This is a genomic window from Aerococcus tenax (assembly GCF_003286645.3).
GTDB lineage: Bacteria > Bacillota > Bacilli > Lactobacillales > Aerococcaceae > Aerococcus > Aerococcus tenax.
Map to the genome: position 1 here is coordinate 292450 of NZ_CP127382.2, position 20053 is coordinate 312502.

Genomic DNA, 20053 nt, shown 5'->3' on the forward strand with positions numbered 1-20053 from the left:
TTTGTAGCGGGTTGAAGGCTAGTGAGAGTGCTTATTCAAATGATTTTATTTCTTTATTCATTAGGAAGTGACCAGTCTAAATCAGGCCCCACCGGAACGATTCCATTGGGGTTAATGGTCGGATGGCTGGTGTAGTAGTGTTCCTTAATGTGGGAGAAGTTTACCGTTTCTTTGATGCCCGGCCATTGATAGAGCTTACGGGTGTAGAGCCAGAGAGCTGGGTAGTCGGTTAAGTTTCTAATATTACACTTGAAGTGGCCGTAATAAACGGAATCAAAACGAACCAAGGTGGTAAAGAGCCGCCAATCAGCCTCTGTGACTTGGTCCCCAACCAGGTAATCATGGTGACTTAAGTGGTCCTCTAAGCGGTCCAATTCCTTAAATAATTGGTCCACTTCTTCTTCATAGACAGATTGCTTGGTCGCAAAGCCCGCCTTGTAAACGCCATTATTAACCTTAGGATAGATTTCATCATTCCATTGGTCAATCTCATTGCGTAGCTTTTCTGGATAGTAGTCGCCTGTTTTTGCGCCAATATCATCAAAGGCTTGGTTAAACATCCGCATAATTTCGGAAGACTCATTATTAACAATGGTATCGGTCTTCTTGTCGTAGAGAACGGGAACCGTGACCCGACCGCTATAATTAGGATCAACATGGGTATAGATTTGATAGAGATAGTCAGCGTCAAAGAGCGGATCTTTGATCACGCCGTCAGCTTCTTCAAAGGTCCAGCCGTTTTCGCCCATATGGGGATGGACAACCGAGATTGAAATCATATCTTCTAGCCCCTTGAGTGCCCGCATAATGAGGGCACGACTGGCCCAGGGGCAGGCATAGGACACATAGAGGTGGTAGCGGCCAGCTTCAGCCTTAAAGCCTCCTTGGCCTGTGGGCCCGGGGGAGCCGTCTTTAGTAATCCAGTTTCTAAATTGGGAGTCTTTGCGGACAAAGTGGCCCCCAGTACTTTCGGTATCGTACCACTTGTCATACCATTTACCGTCAACTAATAATCCCATCGATTAATCGCTCCTTTTACTTGTTTTTAGGTCATATAAGCTTCTTATTTACTATATAAGACCAATCCCTAAATGAAAAATGATTTGCTCCTTTTTCTTGTATGGGTAAAAAACCAAGAAATGATTTAATGTCAGAGAAAATAATGGTAAAATGTTCAGGTACTCAAAGTAATTTAATTAAAAAGGATGATGAATATGTCAAGAGTTGTTGGGACAGTATCACGTGGCCTACGTGCACCCATTGTAAAAAAAGGTGACGACTTAGCTCAAATTGTTGTAGATACAGTCACTCATGCAGCCAAAGAGGCGCCCTTTACCATTCATGACAAGGATATTGTGGCCATTACCGAATCAATCTATGCCAGAGCCCAAGGAAATTATGCCAGCTTAGATGCTGTCGCTAAGGATATCCACCAAAAATTCCAATCAGAAAGTATTGGTGTGGTATTTCCAATTAATAGTCGGAATCGTTTCTATAATATTCTCCAAGCCGTTGCCCGGGCAACTAAGAAAGTTATCATTCAACTCTCTTATCCGGCTGATGAAGTGGGCAATGAATTAATCAGTGATGAAGCCCTGGTGAAGTCGGGCGTTAACCCCTGGACAGATACCCTAAGTGAAGCAGAATTCCGTTCGCACATTGAAGAAATCAAACATAAATTTACTGGGGTAGACTATGTGGCCCTTTACCGTGAATGCGTGGAAAAAGAAGGCGCTGAATGTGAAATCATCTTTTCTAACCAAGCCCAAGCCATTCTTGACTATACTGATGCTGTCTTAGTATCGGATATTCATACCCGTTTCAAAACAGCTCAAGCCGTTAAAGAAGCTGGAGCTAAGACTGTCTACCGTTTAGATGAAATCTTAACCCAATCAGTTGATGGGTCAGGTTACAATGAAGAATACGGTTTATTGGGGACCAATCTCTCTGGAGACAATGAATTAAAACTCTTCCCGCGTGACTCAAAATCTTTTGTCTATGATGTGCAAAAGCGCTTATTAGAAGCTACCGGCAAGAAAATTGAAGTCATGGTCTATGGAGATGGTGCTTTCAAAGACCCAGTGGGTCATATCTGGGAACTGGCTGATCCAGTCGTTTCCCCTGGTTATACCAGTGGTCTTGAAGGGACTCCTAATGAAGTGAAATTAAAATACTTGGCCGACAATGAGTTCAGTGACCTTAATGGGCAAGCCTTAGAAGATGCCATTACTGACTATATTAGCCAACATGACGATGTGGATAGAGATGGTAAAAATGTCAGCCTAGGAACCACCCCACGGCAAATTACTGACTTAGTAGGTTCCTTATCTGACTTAACCAGCGGTAGTGGGGATAAAGGAACTCCAATTGTTTACATCCAAGGTTACTTTGATAATTTATCCGATGAAGATTAATTCATTTAACGAGTAAAAAGGAAAAGTTCAAGCTGAAAATAACAATCAGCTTGAACTTTTTTCTTGGTGCGCCTGGCATGGGCGACAACTCGGTGGTGAAAGTCCACTACAGGCCTTTGCAGTAGGAACTGTTAGCCAATGACAAGGGTGTCCACCGTGAGGTGGAATCTGAAGGAAGTTGGAGGCAAATACTTGCACTGACGTACAGAAACTTCATAAAGAAAGGCTGTCAAAAGATGGATGAGCTTGCCAGACAAAGTGAAGTCCAATACTGCACGAATCTGAGACAGTAGATGAAGCAGTGACATGAGTAGAAAGTTGTCGTTCTTACCCAGGGAGATCTCACAGACGGCGCAGGAGTCCCCTTATAAGAAGCCGGTCGAAAAAGGTTTACTGTGAGAAGTCAGCCGAAGTCATAGTAGTTTCCAGAGGAAACGAAGGACTGAACAATATCCATGTTTATTTAGATGGGAGGTAGCTCAATTATGGGAAAAGCAGAAAAGTTGCGGAAGCAACGCAGCCTACAGAGGAATAAGGTGGAACCTGAAAAGTATGTAGATGTGCTTAGTGGTAGAGCTATTGAATATATGAAAAGACATGATGGGTCTCTAATGAGTCTCGTTGTCAGAGAAGAAAACCTCATGCGAGCAGCTCAATTAGTTCGTAAGAACAAAGGAGCAGCTGGTATTGATGGTGTTTCCGCAGAAGCTGCGGAAGCTGAAGTAAGAAAGTATCTTAGACCCTTACAACAGAAATTGATGAATGCAACATATAAACCTCAACCGGTCAAGCGGGTAGAAATTCCCAAAGCCAATGGAGGAGTTCGTCGATTAGGTATTCCTGTGGTCAGGGATCGCATTGTTCAACAAGCCATTCGACAAGTGATTGAACCAATCATAGATCCTCAACTATCACCTTATAGTCATGGCTTTCGTAAAGGCAAGAGTGCACATAGTGCACTGAAACAATGTGTCGACTATTACGAAACAGGCTATAAAGTTGTGGTTGATTGCGATCTAAAGAATTGTTTCGATAATTTTAATCAAGATAAAATGATTCATTACTTGGAACAAATGGTAAAAGATCCAGCGATATCACGTATTCTTAGACGTTTTATGAGTGCAGGTGTTATTGATATGTCTGGTCAATTTATTGACAGTCATACGGGTACCCCTCAAGGGGGTGTTATTTCACCGCTTCTATGTAATGTTTATTTAAATGAATTGGATAGAGAATTAGAACGTCGTGGACATCGTTTTGTACGTTACGCAGATGACTTTGCGATTTTCGTCAAATCTAAGCGAGCAGGAGAACGTGTGCTAAAAAGTATTACTACTTACATTGAAAAAGATCTTCGATTAACCGTTAACCATGAGAAAAGTCAAGTGGGTTCGCCAACCCGTTTAAAATTCTTGGGTTGCCTTATCAAGCCTACCCGAAAGGGTTGTCGTTTTCGTCCGACGAATGAAGCGAAGAAGAAATTCAAAGCAAAGTTAAAACGTCTGACAAGTCGAAAGCGACCAGGTACCTTTAAAACCATTGTAAAAGAGATCAACCAAGTCACACAAGGTTGGATCAACTATTTTGGAGTAGGCTATATTAAAACCTATATTGAAGAGATAGAACAATGGTTAAACCATCGCCTAAGGCAACTCATTTTGAAGCGATGGAAAAACTGTCGAACGAAGATTATACGCCTCATGCGGTTGGGATTGGATAGTGAAAGCGCGAAGCGTATTGCTTTCTCACGCAAGAAGTATTGGCGTCTATCCAAGACACCGGAGGTGCACTACGCTCTGACAACAAAAAGACTCCGTCAGTGGGGATTAAAATCATTAACCCTCCTGGCGGAGTCTGCCTATTTAAGATATTGAACCGCCGTATACGGAACCGTACGTACGGTGGTGTGAGAGGTCCTCTGTCCGACTAACGGACAGAGTCCTACTCGATCTTATATTTTTCCCAGTAGGCTTCTGGGGTCATTTGCATAATAGTATAGAAGCTACGTTTAAGTTTATTTTCATGAATAAAGCCCGTTTCTTTGGAGATTTCTTTAAGGTCTTTATCACCAGCTTGTAAGCGCTGACAGACGCTTTTTATTCGTAGATGGGTCACTAAGTTTTGAAAATTTCTTTCAGTATAGGCGATAAGTTGGCTATTAATATCTTGGGGGCTTAGGGAAAATCTTTGACTCAGGTGTTCAATTGTAAGAGCATCAGTAAAGTGAGAGTAGGTGAATTCTAATATTTTAGGTTGCAATTCTTTAAGGGCTATAGGAGTAATGGCTTCAATTAATTGCCAGTAGGATTCACATTCTTTAGGGCTTAAGTACTGAATTCTTTTGCTTTCTTCCTGTATTTCTTGACTGTAGGGATAGTTTAATAGCAGAGAAATTTCTTCTTGATTTAACTCAGTATTTTCTTGTAAATGAAGCCATTTAAAGACACGGATTCTTTGTAAAACTTCTTTGAAGCTGATCCCTACATAAGCTTGTATTCCTGCTTCTAGGGACTGGCTGTCCAAGAAAAAGATGTTAGCGACTTCATCTAAATGAAGCGATTTTGAAGCATTGTAGAATAAATAAGCAAATATTTCTTTATAAGAAGGGGTGTAATTACTTATTTGGTGGTTTTCTCTTTGATAGAGGATAATAAACTCTGCTAATTTAAGTAAACTACGAATAGTAGATAACTCTTGGTGGTCATGAAAAAGTTGGTTGGTGTGGGTGGAAATCAGTCCAACCTCTTCACGTAAATCAGTGAGAATTTGTTTGACTTGATAACGCCCCTTAGGGCTTATTTTTTTACAAGGATTATTTTCTAGATAATTGAATAAATCAAATGACTCCTTATCAATATTTAAATAGTCTTTCATTAGAAATTTTATGCGATCAAAGTTATAAACGAGTAAATAATAGGTTACTCTTTCGGTTATCTCTACAATTTCAGAAACCTCAAAAGGTAGTAAAGCAATAATATGCCCAGCTTTCATAATATAGTCAGTATTATTAATTTTTATTTTTCCTTGACCTGAAATAATAATTAAAAACCGAGCTTCTTTATGCAATAAGGGTTTTGTGGGGCTAGAATCAGATTGGATATCCATTGACAAAGCAAATGAATTTTGTCGAAAGTCATCATCTAGTTTGTTGACATATTTTCTCATCACTAATTATGGTTCACTCCCCTACTATCTTAGCTTATTTAATGGCATGAATAAGATTATTATATACTAAACTTAGCACAATCAAAATGATAAAAGAAAGCGCTATACTTTGATAATTTATTGATCAACGATATAATAAAAACATATTAAATGGTCGAGATTAAATGAAAAAAGGAGATTATTATGAGTCATTTATTCGTGAATTGTGAATATGGGATTTCTGGTGACTTAACCCTAGCTGCCTTAGTTGACTTAGGGGCAGATCCGCATTATATCGTAAGCGAGTTAAATAAATTACCAATTGATGATTTTTCCATGTCTTTTAGCAAAAAGGACGAAAAAGGAATTACTGCTAATAAACTTAATTTAAGCTTTACAGAGCTTGATGAAGACCATGATCACCACGGTCACCACCACCATTCGGCTCAAGGGATTTTTCAATTAATTGAGGAAAGTGATCTGGCTGATCGAGTTAAGGAGCGGAGTTTAGCCATATTTAAAGAGGTCGCTCGCGCAGAAGGAAAAATCCATGGCAAGCCAATTGACGAGATTCATTTTCATGAAGTAGGCGCCATGGACTCCATTATTGATATTATTGGGGTTTGCTTAGCACTTGAAGACTTGGATGTTGACTACTTAACCTTTTCAAAAGTGCCTACCGGTCATGGCAAAATTGAAATTGCCCATGGGCTTTATCCGGTTCCAGCACCAGCGACTATGGAGATTTTGGTGGGCGTACCTTTATCCTCTTTTACTGCGGAAGGTGAATTAACTACCCCAACTGGAGCGGCCTTCGCCAAGGTTTTAGCTAATGATTATGCGGATGTGGTTGAAGGAACCATTGAAAAAATCGGCTATGGGGTGGGGGATCGTGAATTTGACCATCCTAATGTCTTAAGAGTAGCCTTGGTAAAAAAAAACTAGCCGGCACTAGGGAAAAGGTTTCAGTGATTGAGTGCCAAGTTGATGATATGACGGGAGAAGCCTTGGGCTATTTGTTGCGCCTACTGGAGAGCCAGAAAGAAGTTCTTGATGTTTTCTATAGTCCCGTAAAGATGAAAAAAGACCGTCCAGGCGTTCTCATTACGGTCTTAACCTCAGCCAAAGATAAGGAAAGCGTTGCTAAAATTTTATTAAAAGAAAGTTCTTCTTTTGGGGTTCGTTACTATGATACCGAACGCTTGATTTTAGCGAGAGAATTTACCCAAGTGGCCTTAATGGGCGGTGGGCTTCAACTTAAAATTGGTTACCTAGATGGAAAGATTATTAAAGTCACTCCAGAATACGACGACTTGGTGAACTTGGCTAGAGATAATCACTTAGCCCTTAGTCAAGTCTATCAAAAGGCCTTGGCGGTTATTGAAGAAAAGTTCGGTTCGCAAATAGAATAAGTAAGGAGTAATTATGGAGCAAAAGAAATTGCAGCAATTGAAAAGTCTCTTAAAAGAAATGGGCCAAGTCTGCGTTGCTTTCTCTGGGGGAGTGGATTCAACTCTTCTCTTATATCTTGCTAGAAAATTACTAGGTAAGGAGAACACCTTGGCCATCATTATTCAGTCTGATTTAGTGAGTGAGGCGGATGACCAGGAAGCGCTAGCTCTTGCTCAGGCTATGGATGTCGAAAGTCAGCTTATCCCTGTCAATGAGTTAGAAGATCCTCGTATTCAAAAGAACGATGACAATATTTGGTATTACAGCAAATTGTTGTTTTACCAAGCCGTTCAAGAGGCTGCTATGGCTCAAAATAAAGACTATGTCTTAGTGGACGGGATGATTGTAGATGATTTAAACGATTATCGTCCAGGGTTAAAGGCTCGAAAGGAGTTTGATATCAAAAGCCCCTTAATCCTGTGTGATTTTACTAAAGAAGATGTCCGTCAACTGGCTAAAAAAGAAGGCATTTCGAATTGGAATCGGTCAAGTGGCTGTAGTGTAATTTCACGCTTTCCTACCGGAACATCACTTAACCAGGACAATGTCCAGCAAATTCTAGCTAGTGAAGCTTATATGCGCCAAAAGGGTTTTGATCCCGTTCGGGTTCGCTACTACAATGAATTGGCTAAGCTAGAGCTCTCTCCTGACCAGTTCGACCAATTCTTCCGAGAAAAGGATGAGATTTTAGTCCAATTTAAGGATTATGGCTTTAAACACCTGGCCCTAGATGTTGAAGGCTATATTTATGGAAAACTCAATCGTTAAAACTAATTTATTAAGTGGTATCAATAAAGAGAGATATAGAGGAAGGACTTATAATGTTTGATAATTTAGGTGAAAGTAAGGTGGATATTGATCGCGATCATTTAAAGGGTTACCCAGAGATTGTCTATGGTTTGCATAAAACTGCAGACCAAATCGCCCGGGTGATGCAGTCTTTACTTGACCACGATAAACCGGTCTTGGTGACCCGGGTAGCTAAAGAGAAATGGGAGGTTATTGGGGCAGATTTTCCCCAAGCTGACTATCAAGAAGCTGCGCAAACGATTACCATTGGCCAGTGTGAGAAAATTCCTCATGGCAAGATGGTAATCCTAAATGCAGGAACCTCTGACTTTCCCGTATCAGAGGAAGCCCGGGTGACAGCAGAATGGATGGGATGCCAAGTGACCTGCATTTATGATGTTGGTGTGGCCGGTATCCATCGCTTATTATCTTACCAAGAAGAAATTCGCCAAGCCAACGTGCTCGTTGTTGTTGCTGGGATGGAAGGCGCTTTACCTAGTGTAGTTTCTGGCCTAGTAGAGGCGCCCGTGATTGCTGTACCAACCTCGGTAGGTTACGGGGCTAACTTAGAAGGTATTACGACGCTCTTAGCCATGATTACTTCTTGTTCTTCCGGGATAAGTGTTGTGAATATCGATAATGGCTTCGGTGGAGCCTACCAAGGAGCCTTATTCTTAAAGCAGATCAGCCAATTTGTTAAGGAGAGAGATTAACAGTTTTTATAGATAAGTAGAAAGAGGGGGTGGTACGAAGATATAACTTTGTCACTTGTCACTTGCAAAGAAAAGTGAGGAATTATCATGAAAGAAGAAAATCAAACTGCTAATCAGCCAGCTCCCCAGAAGAAGAAAAAGAATAAAAAACTCGGTAATCTACTTTTACTGGTTGTTGCCTTTTTATGGGGATCATCACTTACCGTAGTTAAGGGCGCACAGGATTACGTTAATCCAAATATGATTTTAGCGATTCGCTTTTCAGTAGCGGCTTTGGTCTTAGCGATAATCTTTTGGAAAAAAATTCGTGATATGACTAAAGATGATTTAAAAAGTGGGGTAAGTATTGGGGTCTTTCTCTTTATTGCTTATTCTATCCAGACAGTTGGGGTAGGATATACAGATCCCGGTAGATCAGCTTTTCTGTCTGCTTCCTATTGTGTTTTAGTCCCCTTTATTTCCTGGATTGTTTTAAAAAATCGGCCTGATAAATTTAACATGATTGCTGCAGCATTCTGTATTGTAGGAATTTATTTTGTATCAATGGCTGGAGGTGCTGAAAATTCAGTGCTGGGTCAAGGACGAGAAGCAATCTTAGGGGATGCTTTGGCCTTACTGAGCGGTCTGTTTTTTGCCTCTCACATTGTAGCGGTTACGAAATTTTCTAAGGGCAAGGATCCTTATTTGATGACTATTCTGCAGTTCATTACTGCAGCAGTCTTATCTGGCTTAACGACCTTGTTCTTTGAAGATAACTCTAATCTGGTGATTGGACAGAGAACTTTCTTAGAGTTGGCTTACTTGGCGATCATGTGTACAGCAGTTGCCCTCCTATTTCAAAATGTTGGGCAAAAATATACTGATGAAACCAGTGCAGCTTTAATTCTTTCTCTAGAATCAGTCTTTGGTATTTTAATTCCAGTGGCTTTAGGGGTTGAGACCCTAACCGTATACAAGACTATCGGTTTCGTAATGATATTTGTTGCGATCTTAATTTCAGAAACTAAACTGAGCTTCTTATTTTCTGATTCAAAAGAAGAATAATTAATAAAAAGAGTTGATTGGAATGCTTACGGAGCATTGCGGTCAACTCTTTTGTTATTTATCAAGATTTTTTCAATAACGGATTTGTTCTTTAGGATTTAACTTACGAAATGCACTGGGGGATATTTGTAAAATCTTTTTAAAATTTCGGGTCAGTGTCTTGCTGGAATTAAAACCGACTTGATAGGCGATATCAATAATGCTTAGGTCAGTTTTAATAAGTAAGTCACAAGCTTTATTGACGCGTAATTGATTCAAGAAATTTGAAAAATTATCTTCAACAAAATAATTAAGCATAGAATTAATATCTTTAGGATTACTATCAAATATCTTCGACAGTTGATCAATGGTAATGTCTTCGGCATAGTTTTCATACAGGTAATTGATTAATTTAAGGTCTCGCGGGCTTAGGCGGCTAGGTATTTGTTTGTCTCCTTTTTTATAGGTGGCTTTGAAATGGCTACTATTTATGCCGTGGTGTTGGCTAAATAGTTTGGATAGCCGGGACTTATCACTAAAGTTTAAAGTATCAGCAATTTGGGTCAAGCTGAGATCGGTATGGAGTAATAAGTACTGGGCTTTAGATAAACGCATTTCATCGAGCAGGCTATAGAAGCCTAGACCAGTTAATTTCTTGATATACTTTGAAATTGTCGATTTTGATAGAAAGAAAATTTCTGAGAGCTTATTTAAAGAGATATCTTCAGAAGAGTGTAGGTACATATAGCGGAAAATTTCTTCGCTACAAATACTTTGGGTCTTATTGTTAGAAATTTGTCGTAGGTAAGAAATGATAATTTCTGCTAATTGGATGACAATCCACATTGAAGATAGGGGCTTTGTGTGCCGATTGATTGAGGCAGTGCGTAAGCCGATCTCATCTCTTAAGGAATGGATCGCCCTTTGGAAGACCTGACTGTCATCTTTATCGACTTGGATTGAATGTTGTTGATAAAGTAAGTCAACGATATCTTGACCTTCATTTGCATAGCTTAACTGTTCCTTTAAGATAAATTCAATGAGTTCAAATCGATAAATTAATAGATAATAAGTGACTTTTTCATCGACCTCGATAATTTCTGAAATTTGCCAAGGTAGAAGTGAAATAATCTTGCCTTTTTTCATTATATGAACTTCATTTTGGATTTTTATTTTTCCTTTACCGGATAAGATAAATAAGAAACGGGCTTCTTTGTGGATTAATGCCTTTGTCGGAGAACTGTCGCTTTCAATATCTAATGATGCAATAAAGTTATCATCAATATTATTGGGAGAAGGTTCTTGGATATTAATAGGACCTTGCATGACATTCACAACCTTTTTAACTTCTTCGCGCTCAGGTTTATTTTACCATATAATTGCTTGAATAAAATTCAAAAGAGACGGTGACTAAGTCTGGGTATTTTATTTGAAAGCATTATAAGAAACGACAAACAACATTTCTTACCTAAGATGTCCTAGATTAAAAAAGTGAGCTGCTATAATAATGCTGTAAGCGATTACAACATAGTTGTAATTAAAAAAGTTCGAACTTTTGTAATAGCAATAATGACATTAATTTTTAGGAGGAAATATCTCATGGCAAAAAACTTTCGTGGTAAAAGTTATCTAAAATTAATTGATTTCACCAGTCGTGATATTCGTCACTTATTAGATCTTTCAAAGAACTTTAAAGACATGAAGCGAGCTGGCGTTCCTCACAAATACCTAACAGGTAAAAATATTGTTCTCTTGTTTGAAAAAACATCGACACGGACTCGTTGTGCTTTTGAAGTTGCTGGTTATGACCTTGGTATGGGCGTGACTTTCTTAGATGCTAATAGTTCTCAAATGGGACATAAGGAATCCATCGCTGATACCGCCCGTGTGCTTGGCCGTATGTATGATGGGATTGAATACCGTGGCTTTAGCCAAGACGTTGTTGAAGAATTAGCTGAATATGCAGGTGTTCCAGTATGGAATGGATTAACTGATGAATGGCATCCAACCCAAATGTTAGCTGACATGTTAACTGTTGAAGAACATTACGGCCACTTAAAAGGTCTAAAATTTGTATATATGGGCGACGCTCGCAACAATATGGCAAATTCCTTAATGGTTGTCTGTGCTAAATTGGGGGTAAACTTCGTTGCTTGCTCTCCTAAAGAACTCGCTCCAGATCCTAAGTTAGTGGAAATGTGTGAAGAAATTGCTAAAGAAAACTTCTCAACTGTTACTGTGACTGACAATGTTGAAGAAGGGACTAAAGATGCTGATGTTCTCTACACTGACGTATGGGTTTCAATGGGTGAACCAGACGAAGTTTGGGAAGAGAGAATTTCTTTACTAAAAGACTATCAAGTAAATAAAAAAGCCATGGAAAATGCAAAACCAACTGCTATTTTCTTACACTGCTTACCAGCCTTCCACGATGAAAAGACAACAGTAGGCCAAGAAATTGCTAAGAAATTTGGCTTAACTGAAATGGAAGTTAGCGACGAAGTCTTTGAATCTGAACAATCCTATGTCTTTGAACAAGCTGAAAATAGAATGCATACAATTAAAGCTATTGTTTATGCAACATTATCATAACTTAATAAGGTAATTGTTACGGATAACACTTAGTTGAATGGAAATAGTATCTTATATATTTCAAAGGATCAGATTGTCTACGGCTAAGATAATATTAGTCGGCTTCTTGCTCACTTAAATAATCATTTGAAAGAGGCTAGTGATGTTTCCCACAACTCATCACTAGCCTAGTTGAAAAGATTAAGAATAGGAAATGAAGTCAAGGTAAGGTTTGAAACTAGTGTTATCTATTCAATTAATAGGCCGGAGGGGAAAGCTTTTAGCGACAGACATTTAACTAAAAAGCTTTTCTACTATCCGGCTTATTTTATTAATTGCTATCTCTAGCTATTATTGATTAACAATTCCTTAATATAAAAACCAATATTTAGAGGTGGTTAAAATGAATTTTATTGAAATGATTACTCAATTTACCAATTGGGTTTGGAACTGGCCTATATTAATTGTACTAATTACTGGGGGATTAATACTTGGTTACCAAACTCGCTTTATTCAAATTCGACACTTTGGTTATGCGATGAAGCAAACATTTGGAAAAATGTTTGACTCGGATGTAGGTGGTGAAGGTTCAGTAAGTCCCTTCCAAGCAGCATCGGCAGCCTTAGCATCTTCAATCGGAGCGGCTAACATTGTGGTTGCGCCGGCGATTATATTTACTGCTGGACCTGGTGCAATTGTTTGGATGTGGGTAGCAGGTATTATTGGTCAAGCCACTAAGTTTTCAGAAATTGTTCTGGGGATTAAATATCGGGAAGTTAATGAAGAAGGAGATTACGTCGGTGGTGCAGCCTATACCTTTAAAAATGGTATTAAAGGGAACCTTGGTAAAATCATGGGCTTTTTGGTTGCATTCTTCTTCATGCTAGAAATCTTACCTTCCATCACAGTTCAAACGATTTCCGCAACAGCACCGCTAGAACAATTAGGACTTTCTCGTCCTATATCTGCTGCTGCGATAACTGTTTTAGTCGTTCTTGTAGTTTATGGTGGTATTCAACGGATCGGACAAATTACTGAGAAATTAGTTCCTTTTATGGCTGGTTTATACGTGATTTGTGGTCTGGTTGTTATTTTTATGAATATTCAGAATTTACCTGATGCTGTTTCTGCCATCTTTTCAAGTGCCTTTAATCCACAGGCTGCGATTACAGGTGGCGCATGGGGAGCCTTTTTAGAAATGTTTAAAGCGGGTGCTGCACGCGGTTCCTATTCTAATGAAGCTGGTATGGGTTCAGCTGCTTATGCACATGCTACCGCCGTTACTGACCACCCTGTACGTCAGGGACTGTGGGGGATCTTTGAAGTCGTTTCTACTACCTTAATGGTATGTACCATTTCTGTTTTAGTGGTGATGCTTTCAGGAAATTATAAGAATCCCGCTCTCAAAGATATTGCGGTCGAAAGAGCATTTAACAACGCTTTTGGTAGTATTGGTACAGTTATCATAGCTATTTCCTTATTTATGTTTGTTATTTCAACGGTTATCGTTATTGTCTTCTATGCAGAAAGATTAGGCGAATATCTATTTGGACTCCACTTTGGTAAATTAATGCGTTTCTTAGCTTGCTTTATGGTTCTACTAGGCGGTTTTGTAACTTTTGAAGGGGCTGGAGTATTCTTAGATTTCACCCTAGGTTTAGTAGTCTTTGTAAATATGATAGGGATGATTATGCTCAGTGGTGAAGTCAGAGAATTGACAGATGACTTCTTTACAAACCCTAAATATTTCCCTGGGGCCAAAAAAGATAAGTAATGTGTATCGATAAATTTAGTTAAGAAACTATACTTTCTCTTAGTTTGGATAAAGTAAAAAAGAATAAGAAATATTGCCTTTTGTATATAAATAGCCTTAATAAAAACGAACTAGGAGAAAGTTAAATGAAATCGCTTAATAAAAATATATTTTTATAGTAAATTATAAATAAACGAGTAATTTAGCTTAGTAAGAAATGTAGAAAGGAGGGAGGAAATGAACACAGAAAAGTATTCTCAGGAAGCCATGCAGGTGCTTAAAGAAGCACAAAACTTAGCCATAAATAAAAAGCACAGCGAAGTCACTGAACTTCATCTGCTCAAGGCGATTCTAGACCAAGACGAAAACTCGGTGATTAAATTATTGACCGACCAGGGGATCATGTTGGGGCCACTAAAAGACCAAGTGGATACCGCGGTGGATAAATTGCGGAGTCCTAAAGGGGTTAAAAATCTCTACATCAGCCGAAATTACCAGCGGCTACTCTTGATTAGTGAACAAGTATCGCGGGCTCAGTTTGAAAGCCGGGTATCTTTAGACCATCTTTTCTTAGCACTAATGAAAGACGAAGATTTTGCTTCTGCTAAATTATTAGCCCTCTTTGAGATCACTGCCGACTTCTATGAACAGGCTATGGCTAAAAGAGAGACTGATAAGTTTCAAGAAGGTATTTCTAAGGCAGACTTGAAACAATTACTCAAGTACGGACGTAATCTTACCCAAGAGGCTATTGAAGGCCGCCTTGACCCCATTATTGGCCGTGATCAGGAAACGCGTAGCGTAATCCGAATCCTGTCCCGGCGGATAAAAAACAACCCTGTTTTGATTGGAGAGGCGGGCGTAGGGAAGACTGCTATTGTTGAGGGCTTAGCTCAACGGATTGTTCAAGGCCGAGTGCCAGATAAGTTAAAGAATCGAATTATTTTTGCCTTAAATATTACCTCCCTAATTTCAGGAGCTAAATATCGGGGTGACTTTGAGGAACGCTTGGAAGAAGTCCTTGGTATCATCAAGGATTCTAAGGGACGCATCATTCTCTTTATTGATGAACTCCATAATATTGTTGGCGCTGGAAATAGTTCAGGATCCATGGATACCTCAAACATCCTTAAACCTATGCTAGCGCGTGGAGAGATTTTGACTATTGGTGCGACAACGACCGATGAGTATAAACTCTACATCGAAAAAGACCTGGCGCTAGACCGACGTTTTCAAAAGGTGCTCATTGAAGAACCTTCAGAAGCTGCCACCTTGTCCATTTTGCGAGGAATCCAGTCTAAGTATGAATCTTTCCACCAAGTCAATATTAAAGACCCTGCCTTAGTGGAAGCTGTCCGTTTGTCGAAACGTTACCTACCTAACCGCAAGTTACCAGATGTCGCTGTCGATATCTTGGATGAAGCTTCGGCCATGGTGAGAATGTATACGGATGAATTGCCTGAAAAGATTCAAGACCTTGAGGCTGAACTCAATAAAATGGAAACTGAAGCGGCTCGCTTAAAAAATGAAAGTGATCAGGTCAGCCAATACCGTTTCAAAGAATTAATGGAACAGGTAGCTGAGCAAGAAAAGCTACTCGACCAAGAATTAGCGAATTACCATAAAGAAAAAGACCGCATCCAAGAAATCACTCGCTTGAAGGGTGAGTTAGAAACCCTGAACCAACAAAAAATGGAAGCCCAATATGAGCGGGATTTAGATAAAATGAGTGCTTATTTAGCTGAAGAGAAAAGTACCAAGGCCGATTTAGAAGAACTTGAACAAAGTACTCCCTACTATAATGTATCGGCAGATGTTGGAATCAATGAAATTCGCGAAGTTGTTGCCCAGTTAGCCCATATGCCTAAAGCAGAAATGGAATCAGATCCTGCTGCTCAAATTGCTAAAATTGAAAGTGACCTGCGGGAAAATTTTGTTGGTGCAGATGATTTAATCGACAAAATCATTAGTCTGGTTACCCAGAGTCGGTCGGGCTTATTTAATCAAGCCAAGCCCTTGCTTTCTTTGATACTAGCAGGGGAGTCGGGGACCGGCAAAACCTATCTGGCAAGGTTAATTGCTCAGGCGCTATTTGGAGGTGAAGAACATCTTATCGCTTTAGACATGAGTGAATTTAGAGATGCCTCTTCCAATACCAAATTGATTGGATCACCACCAGGTTATATTGGTTATGAATCGAATAACCATTTAACTGAACAAATTCGAACCCGCCCCTATTCAGTTGTTTTGTTAGAAAATATTGACTATGCCCATCCGGATATCTTTGCTTTGATCAAGCAAATAGTTGCTAGTGGTCAAATTCGCGATAATAAAAGTCGGGATGTTGATTTCTCTAACACAGTGATTATTGCTACCCTGACTTTAGATGGGAATGCGGATTATCAAAAACAAGTAAGCAAGCGGGTGAATGGACAATCGCTAAGTGATTTTGATGCCGTTTACTACTTACAGCTATTTGATAAAAGTGAGATGGAAGCTCTTATTCAATTAGAGTTGGATCGCTTAGCCAAACTCCTAAAAGATAATCAGATTAAACTAATCTATCAAGATGAATTAGTCAGGAGCTTGGCGAATTATTTGGTGAATGACTTAGATCGTCATAGTGCCAATGATCTCTCCCAATTGATGGAGAGTGAAATCACTACGCCAATTGCCCAACTACGTCTTAATAATCAACTACCAGCATTTACCAACATAGAACTTAGTCAAGCAAAGGGTGGTGATCGGCTAGTTCACATTGACTACCAGCAGGAGAATGGCAAGCAAGATAATTAAAGAAAAAAGACATCGTTAAAATTAACAAGGAGGAAGAGATAATGGCTTATAAGATACCAGAATTAAAATTTCCTGATTTCCAAGAAGCAAAATATCAAGAAATGCCAAGTGTGACTTACGAGGAAGCTGAAAGTGATGGCGTTTTACCTGATAGCTTTTATTTAACCACCCATTTACCAACCTTTTATAAGTTAGGGGAAGAATGGATTTTACCTAAATATAACTCATTAAACTGTGTGGCAGTAGTTGAAGATGATGATATTGTTATTCGGGAGATGCGTGATGTCAAAGCCGGTGACAAAATTATTTCTGGATCGACCACTGATGGGTCACAAGGCATCTTAGTTTATAAAGAAGGTTTTCCAGAAGACATTTATTCTCAACGGAGTGTTTCAGTAGAAACCTCATTCTCACAGGACTACGACAAGCTCTTTGACATTATGGAACATGAGAAGAATAATGGCGGTCATATTTCCTGGGTATTGGGGCCAGCAGTTGTTTTCGACCACGACACTCGGAACGCCTTAGTTCACTTAGCTGAAAATGGTTATATCCATAGTCTCTTAGGTGGGAACGCCATGACCACCCATGACCTGGAAGGTGGTTTCTTAAATACTGCTCTGGGGCAAAATATTTATACCCAAGAAAATGCACCAATGGGACACTACAACCACTTAGACCTCTTAAATGAAGTCCGGACAGCAGGATCGATTAAAAACTTTAATGATGCCGGTAACGTTAAGGACGGAATTATTAAAGCCCTAACCGAGATGGATATTCCAATTGTTCTGTCTGGTTCCATTCGTGATGATGGTCCACTACCAGAAGTGATGGGCTCAACCAGCCAGGCTCTGACTGAAACTAAGAAAATTTTAAATGAAGCAACTCTGATTATTTGTATTGCGACCATGTTACACTCGAATTCAGTAGCCTCCTTGGCTTCAAGCTACAAAGTGGGCGATGATGGTAAGGTTCGTCCCGTTTATTTCTATACCATTGATATCACTGAAAACGTAGTCAACAAGGTTGGGGCTGCCAGAGAATACATGGCTTACCACCCAATGGTGACTAACGTTCAAGACTTCTGTGTCGCTTGTGAAAAAGCTTTAGTAACACCTGCCCAAGGAGAAATGGCTAAGGCTGTTGAAGACGAGGAGTACGAAACTGTTGAAGTAGAAAACAATGAAGACGCAGCGAAGGGAGAGTTGGGAAATGACATTTAAGATTGCTGAATTTCATCATCCAGATTTTGACCAAGAATTTTTGAAAAACGCACCCAATGCTAAGTTAGTTGAAGTAGTAGAAGATGGTCTTAGTCCTAGAAACTACCATGCCTTATCCATTTATCCAGAATATTTTAAAATCAATGACAAATGGGTATTGGCTGAGCAATCCCGAATGGACACCGTCGCAGTGGCCCATGATGAACCTGGTAAGGAATATATCGATGTAATCGAGTTTAGAAACCTTAAGAAGGGTGATAAGGTCGTTGTTGGACGGACAGAAGATGCTTCCGAAGGGATCTATGTTTGGACTGAAGGTTTCCAAGAAGCAGCTGTTGATGCGGATACTTTTGCCTTCCGTGAAGGGCGTTCTCGTGAGACTGCCTTTTCTATGGATTATGACAATCTCTATGAACTCTTAGAGCATGAGCGGGAAGCTGAACATGGTTATGTGACCTTAATTTTAGGGACTGCTACAGTTTTAGACCGTGATTCCCGTGATGCTTTAGCCAAGATTATTAATGAAGGCTATGTTAATGCAATTTTCTGTGGGACAGAAACTGCTGCCTTTGACTTAGAGCAAGGCTTGTATGATACCACTTGGGGGCAAGAAACCTTTACCCAAGAACAAAATACCTACCACAATATGTATGCCACTATCAACCGCGCTCGCCGCTATGGCTCAACTAAGAAATTAGTTGAATCTGGTGAAGTTAAAGATGGCTTCATGAAGGCAGCTATTGAACAAGATGTCCCAGTTGTTTTAGCTGGAACCATCCGTGACCGTTTCGGTTTACCTGAAAGCATCGATAATGTCTATGATGCCCAAAATGAAATGCGTTCTCACATGCGTAAAACTTCAACCATGATTGCTATGTCAGCGATTCTCTTCACCATTGCAACTGGGAATATGACGCCTTCCTACAACCGTTTTGGTGATACAGTCAGACCGGTATTCTTATATACCGTTGACGTCCAAGAATTTGCGGTAGATAAATTGGCTGACCGTGGCTCTCTAACTGCAGTTTCTATTGTCACCAACGTTCAAGACTTCTTACGGAATATTGGTAGTGCCCTTTAAGTCGTAAAGGTAGCTACTGAGTTGGAAGATTAGCGCTTTGTAACTTAAGCATTAACACATCTGAAATTTTTTGAAAAAGGGACTGAAAGGGAAGAGTCTTAATAAGAATGGAGGAAAAATATGAGTAAGATAGTATTAGCTTTGGGTGGTAATGCCCTAGGAAGTACTCCAAATGAACAAAAAGAAGCAGTAAAAACAACTGCCCAATCCATTGTGGATTTAATTGAAGCGGGCAATGAAATTATCGTTTCCCATGGAAATGGGCCGCAAGTTGGTATGATTAATCTTGCTATGGACGTTTCTGCAAAAAGTGATGCTGGCACACCTGAAATGCCATTCCCTGAATGTGGAGCTATGAGTCAAGGTTATATTGGCTTCCATTTGCAAAATGCCATTGAAAATGAGTTGAATAAACGTGGTGTTGATAAAGCCGTTGCATCAGTGATTACTCAAGTTGTGGTAGATAAGGATGATCCAGCCTTTGATAATCCAACAAAACCAATTGGCGCTTTCTATAGTGAAGAGGAAGCTCAAGCCCTAAGTGACAAAGGATTTGCAGTGAAAGAAGATGCAGGTCGGGGTTATCGTCGGGTGGTGGCTTCACCTAAGCCTATCGATATTGTTGAAAAAGCTTTTATCCAAGATGCTTTTGACCAAGGTAATATCATTGTTGCTGCCGGTGGTGGTGGCATACCAGTAGTTGAAGCAGAAGACGGTTATGACGGGGTTCCAGCTGTCATTGATAAAGATTTTTCAAGCGCTAAATTAGCTGAACTCGTTGAAGCTGATTTGTTGATTATTTTAACCGCGGTTGAAAAAGTGGCAATCAACTTTGGTAAAGAAAATGAAGAATGGCTGGATGAATTGACTGTCGACCAAGCCAAAGAGTATACTGAAGCTGGGGAGTTTGCTGAAGGCTCAATGAAGCCAAAAATTGAGGCTGCCCTAGGCTTTGTGGAATCAAAACCAGGTAATCAAGCCATTATCACCTCCTTAGAAAAAGCTGAAGAAGGTATTAAAGGCCAAAATGGTACCTTAATTAAATAAAAAACAAAAACTAAGCCCTCCTAGCTCTTTTGTTGAGCCAGGAGGGC

Annotated in this window: 16 protein-coding genes; 13 read left to right on the forward strand and 3 right to left on the reverse strand. The window is 39.7% G+C overall.

Going from position 1 to position 20053, the window contains the following annotated elements; all coding sequences use genetic code 11:
- Positions 1 to 53 precede the first annotated feature (53 nt).
- Positions 54 to 1019 carry a glutathione S-transferase family protein gene (locus tag DBT50_RS01345; protein WP_111852201.1) on the reverse strand — a complete coding sequence of 322 codons (966 nt, stop codon included), beginning with the start codon at positions 1017 to 1019 and terminating at the stop codon, positions 54 to 56.
- Positions 1020 to 1214: 195 nt separating this feature from the next.
- Here DBT50_RS01345 and DBT50_RS01350 point away from each other — a divergent pair, with 195 nt between their 5' ends.
- Together DBT50_RS01350 and ltrA are read left to right on the forward strand one after the other, a co-directional pair.
- Positions 1215 to 2414, forward strand: coding sequence for a coenzyme F420-0:L-glutamate ligase (locus DBT50_RS01350; protein WP_111853467.1), 1200 nt, complete (start codon positions 1215 to 1217; stop codon positions 2412 to 2414).
- Positions 2415 to 2899: 485 nt separating this feature from the next.
- Positions 2900 to 4288, forward strand: coding sequence for a group II intron reverse transcriptase/maturase (ltrA, locus tag DBT50_RS01355; protein WP_224785078.1), 1389 nt, complete (start codon positions 2900 to 2902; stop codon positions 4286 to 4288).
- Between the two features lie 67 nt (positions 4289 to 4355).
- On the opposite strand, the gene DBT50_RS01360 is transcribed toward ltrA, so the two are convergent.
- Positions 4356 to 5579, reverse strand: coding sequence for a helix-turn-helix domain-containing protein (locus DBT50_RS01360; RefSeq protein ID WP_111853470.1), 1224 nt, complete (start codon positions 5577 to 5579; stop codon positions 4356 to 4358).
- 183 nt (positions 5580 to 5762) lie between these two features.
- On the opposite strand from DBT50_RS01360, the gene larC reads away from it, so the two are divergent.
- The 5 genes from larC (at position 5763) to DBT50_RS01380 (ending at position 9556) form a co-directional block, all read left to right on the forward strand.
- Positions 5763 to 6503 carry a nickel pincer cofactor biosynthesis protein LarC gene (gene larC / locus DBT50_RS09620; RefSeq protein ID WP_111852198.1) on the forward strand — a complete coding sequence of 247 codons (741 nt, stop codon included), beginning with the start codon at positions 5763 to 5765 and terminating at the stop codon, positions 6501 to 6503.
- A gap of 23 nt (positions 6504 to 6526) precedes the next feature.
- The gene (gene larC2, locus DBT50_RS09625) at positions 6527 to 6970 is read left to right on the forward strand and encodes a nickel pincer cofactor biosynthesis protein LarC2 (protein WP_111852197.1); all 444 of its coding nucleotides are present in this window, start codon (positions 6527 to 6529) and stop codon (positions 6968 to 6970) included.
- A gap of 13 nt (positions 6971 to 6983) precedes the next feature.
- A complete protein-coding gene (gene larE, locus DBT50_RS01370) occupies positions 6984 to 7778 on the forward strand; it encodes an ATP-dependent sacrificial sulfur transferase LarE (protein WP_111852196.1) in 795 nt (264 codons plus the stop codon).
- Positions 7779 to 7831: 53 nt separating this feature from the next.
- Positions 7832 to 8512, forward strand: a complete 681-nt coding sequence (gene larB, locus DBT50_RS01375) for a nickel pincer cofactor biosynthesis protein LarB (RefSeq protein WP_111852195.1) — start codon at positions 7832 to 7834, stop codon at positions 8510 to 8512.
- Between the two features lie 87 nt (positions 8513 to 8599).
- Positions 8600 to 9556: a DMT family transporter gene (locus DBT50_RS01380; protein ID WP_082888611.1), complete on the forward strand. Its 957-nt coding sequence runs from the start codon at positions 8600 to 8602 to the stop codon at positions 9554 to 9556.
- Between the two features lie 72 nt (positions 9557 to 9628).
- Here DBT50_RS01380 and DBT50_RS01385 read toward each other — a convergent pair whose 3' ends face one another.
- On the reverse strand, positions 9629 to 10861 hold the full coding sequence (locus DBT50_RS01385; protein ID WP_224785044.1) for a helix-turn-helix transcriptional regulator: 1233 nt from the start codon (positions 10859 to 10861) through the stop codon (positions 9629 to 9631).
- A gap of 273 nt (positions 10862 to 11134) precedes the next feature.
- Between DBT50_RS01385 and argF the strand changes: the two genes are divergently transcribed.
- From argF to arcC, 6 genes are all read left to right on the forward strand, one after another.
- Positions 11135 to 12127, forward strand: a complete 993-nt coding sequence (gene argF, locus DBT50_RS01390) for an ornithine carbamoyltransferase (protein WP_013669249.1) — start codon at positions 11135 to 11137, stop codon at positions 12125 to 12127.
- A gap of 382 nt (positions 12128 to 12509) precedes the next feature.
- Complete coding sequence (locus DBT50_RS01395) at positions 12510 to 13880, forward strand: alanine/glycine:cation symporter family protein (protein WP_013669755.1); 1371 nt, start codon at positions 12510 to 12512, stop codon at positions 13878 to 13880.
- Positions 13881 to 14096: 216 nt separating this feature from the next.
- Positions 14097 to 16655: an ATP-dependent Clp protease ATP-binding subunit gene (locus tag DBT50_RS01400; RefSeq protein WP_111852194.1), complete on the forward strand. Its 2559-nt coding sequence runs from the start codon at positions 14097 to 14099 to the stop codon at positions 16653 to 16655.
- A gap of 41 nt (positions 16656 to 16696) precedes the next feature.
- Positions 16697 to 17878, forward strand: a complete 1182-nt coding sequence (locus DBT50_RS01405) for an ornithine cyclodeaminase family domain (RefSeq protein WP_111821481.1) — start codon at positions 16697 to 16699, stop codon at positions 17876 to 17878.
- Positions 17868 to 18959, forward strand: coding sequence for a putative NPN-dependent ornithine cyclodeaminase (locus tag DBT50_RS01410; protein WP_064292378.1), 1092 nt, complete (start codon positions 17868 to 17870; stop codon positions 18957 to 18959). Before DBT50_RS01405 ends, DBT50_RS01410 begins: the two co-directional genes overlap by 11 nt.
- Before the next feature lie 120 nt (positions 18960 to 19079).
- Entirely contained in the window at positions 19080 to 20006 is a 927-nt protein-coding gene (gene arcC / locus DBT50_RS01415; protein ID WP_070559506.1) for a carbamate kinase, read from the forward strand.
- The last annotated feature ends 47 nt before the right edge of the window (positions 20007 to 20053 follow it).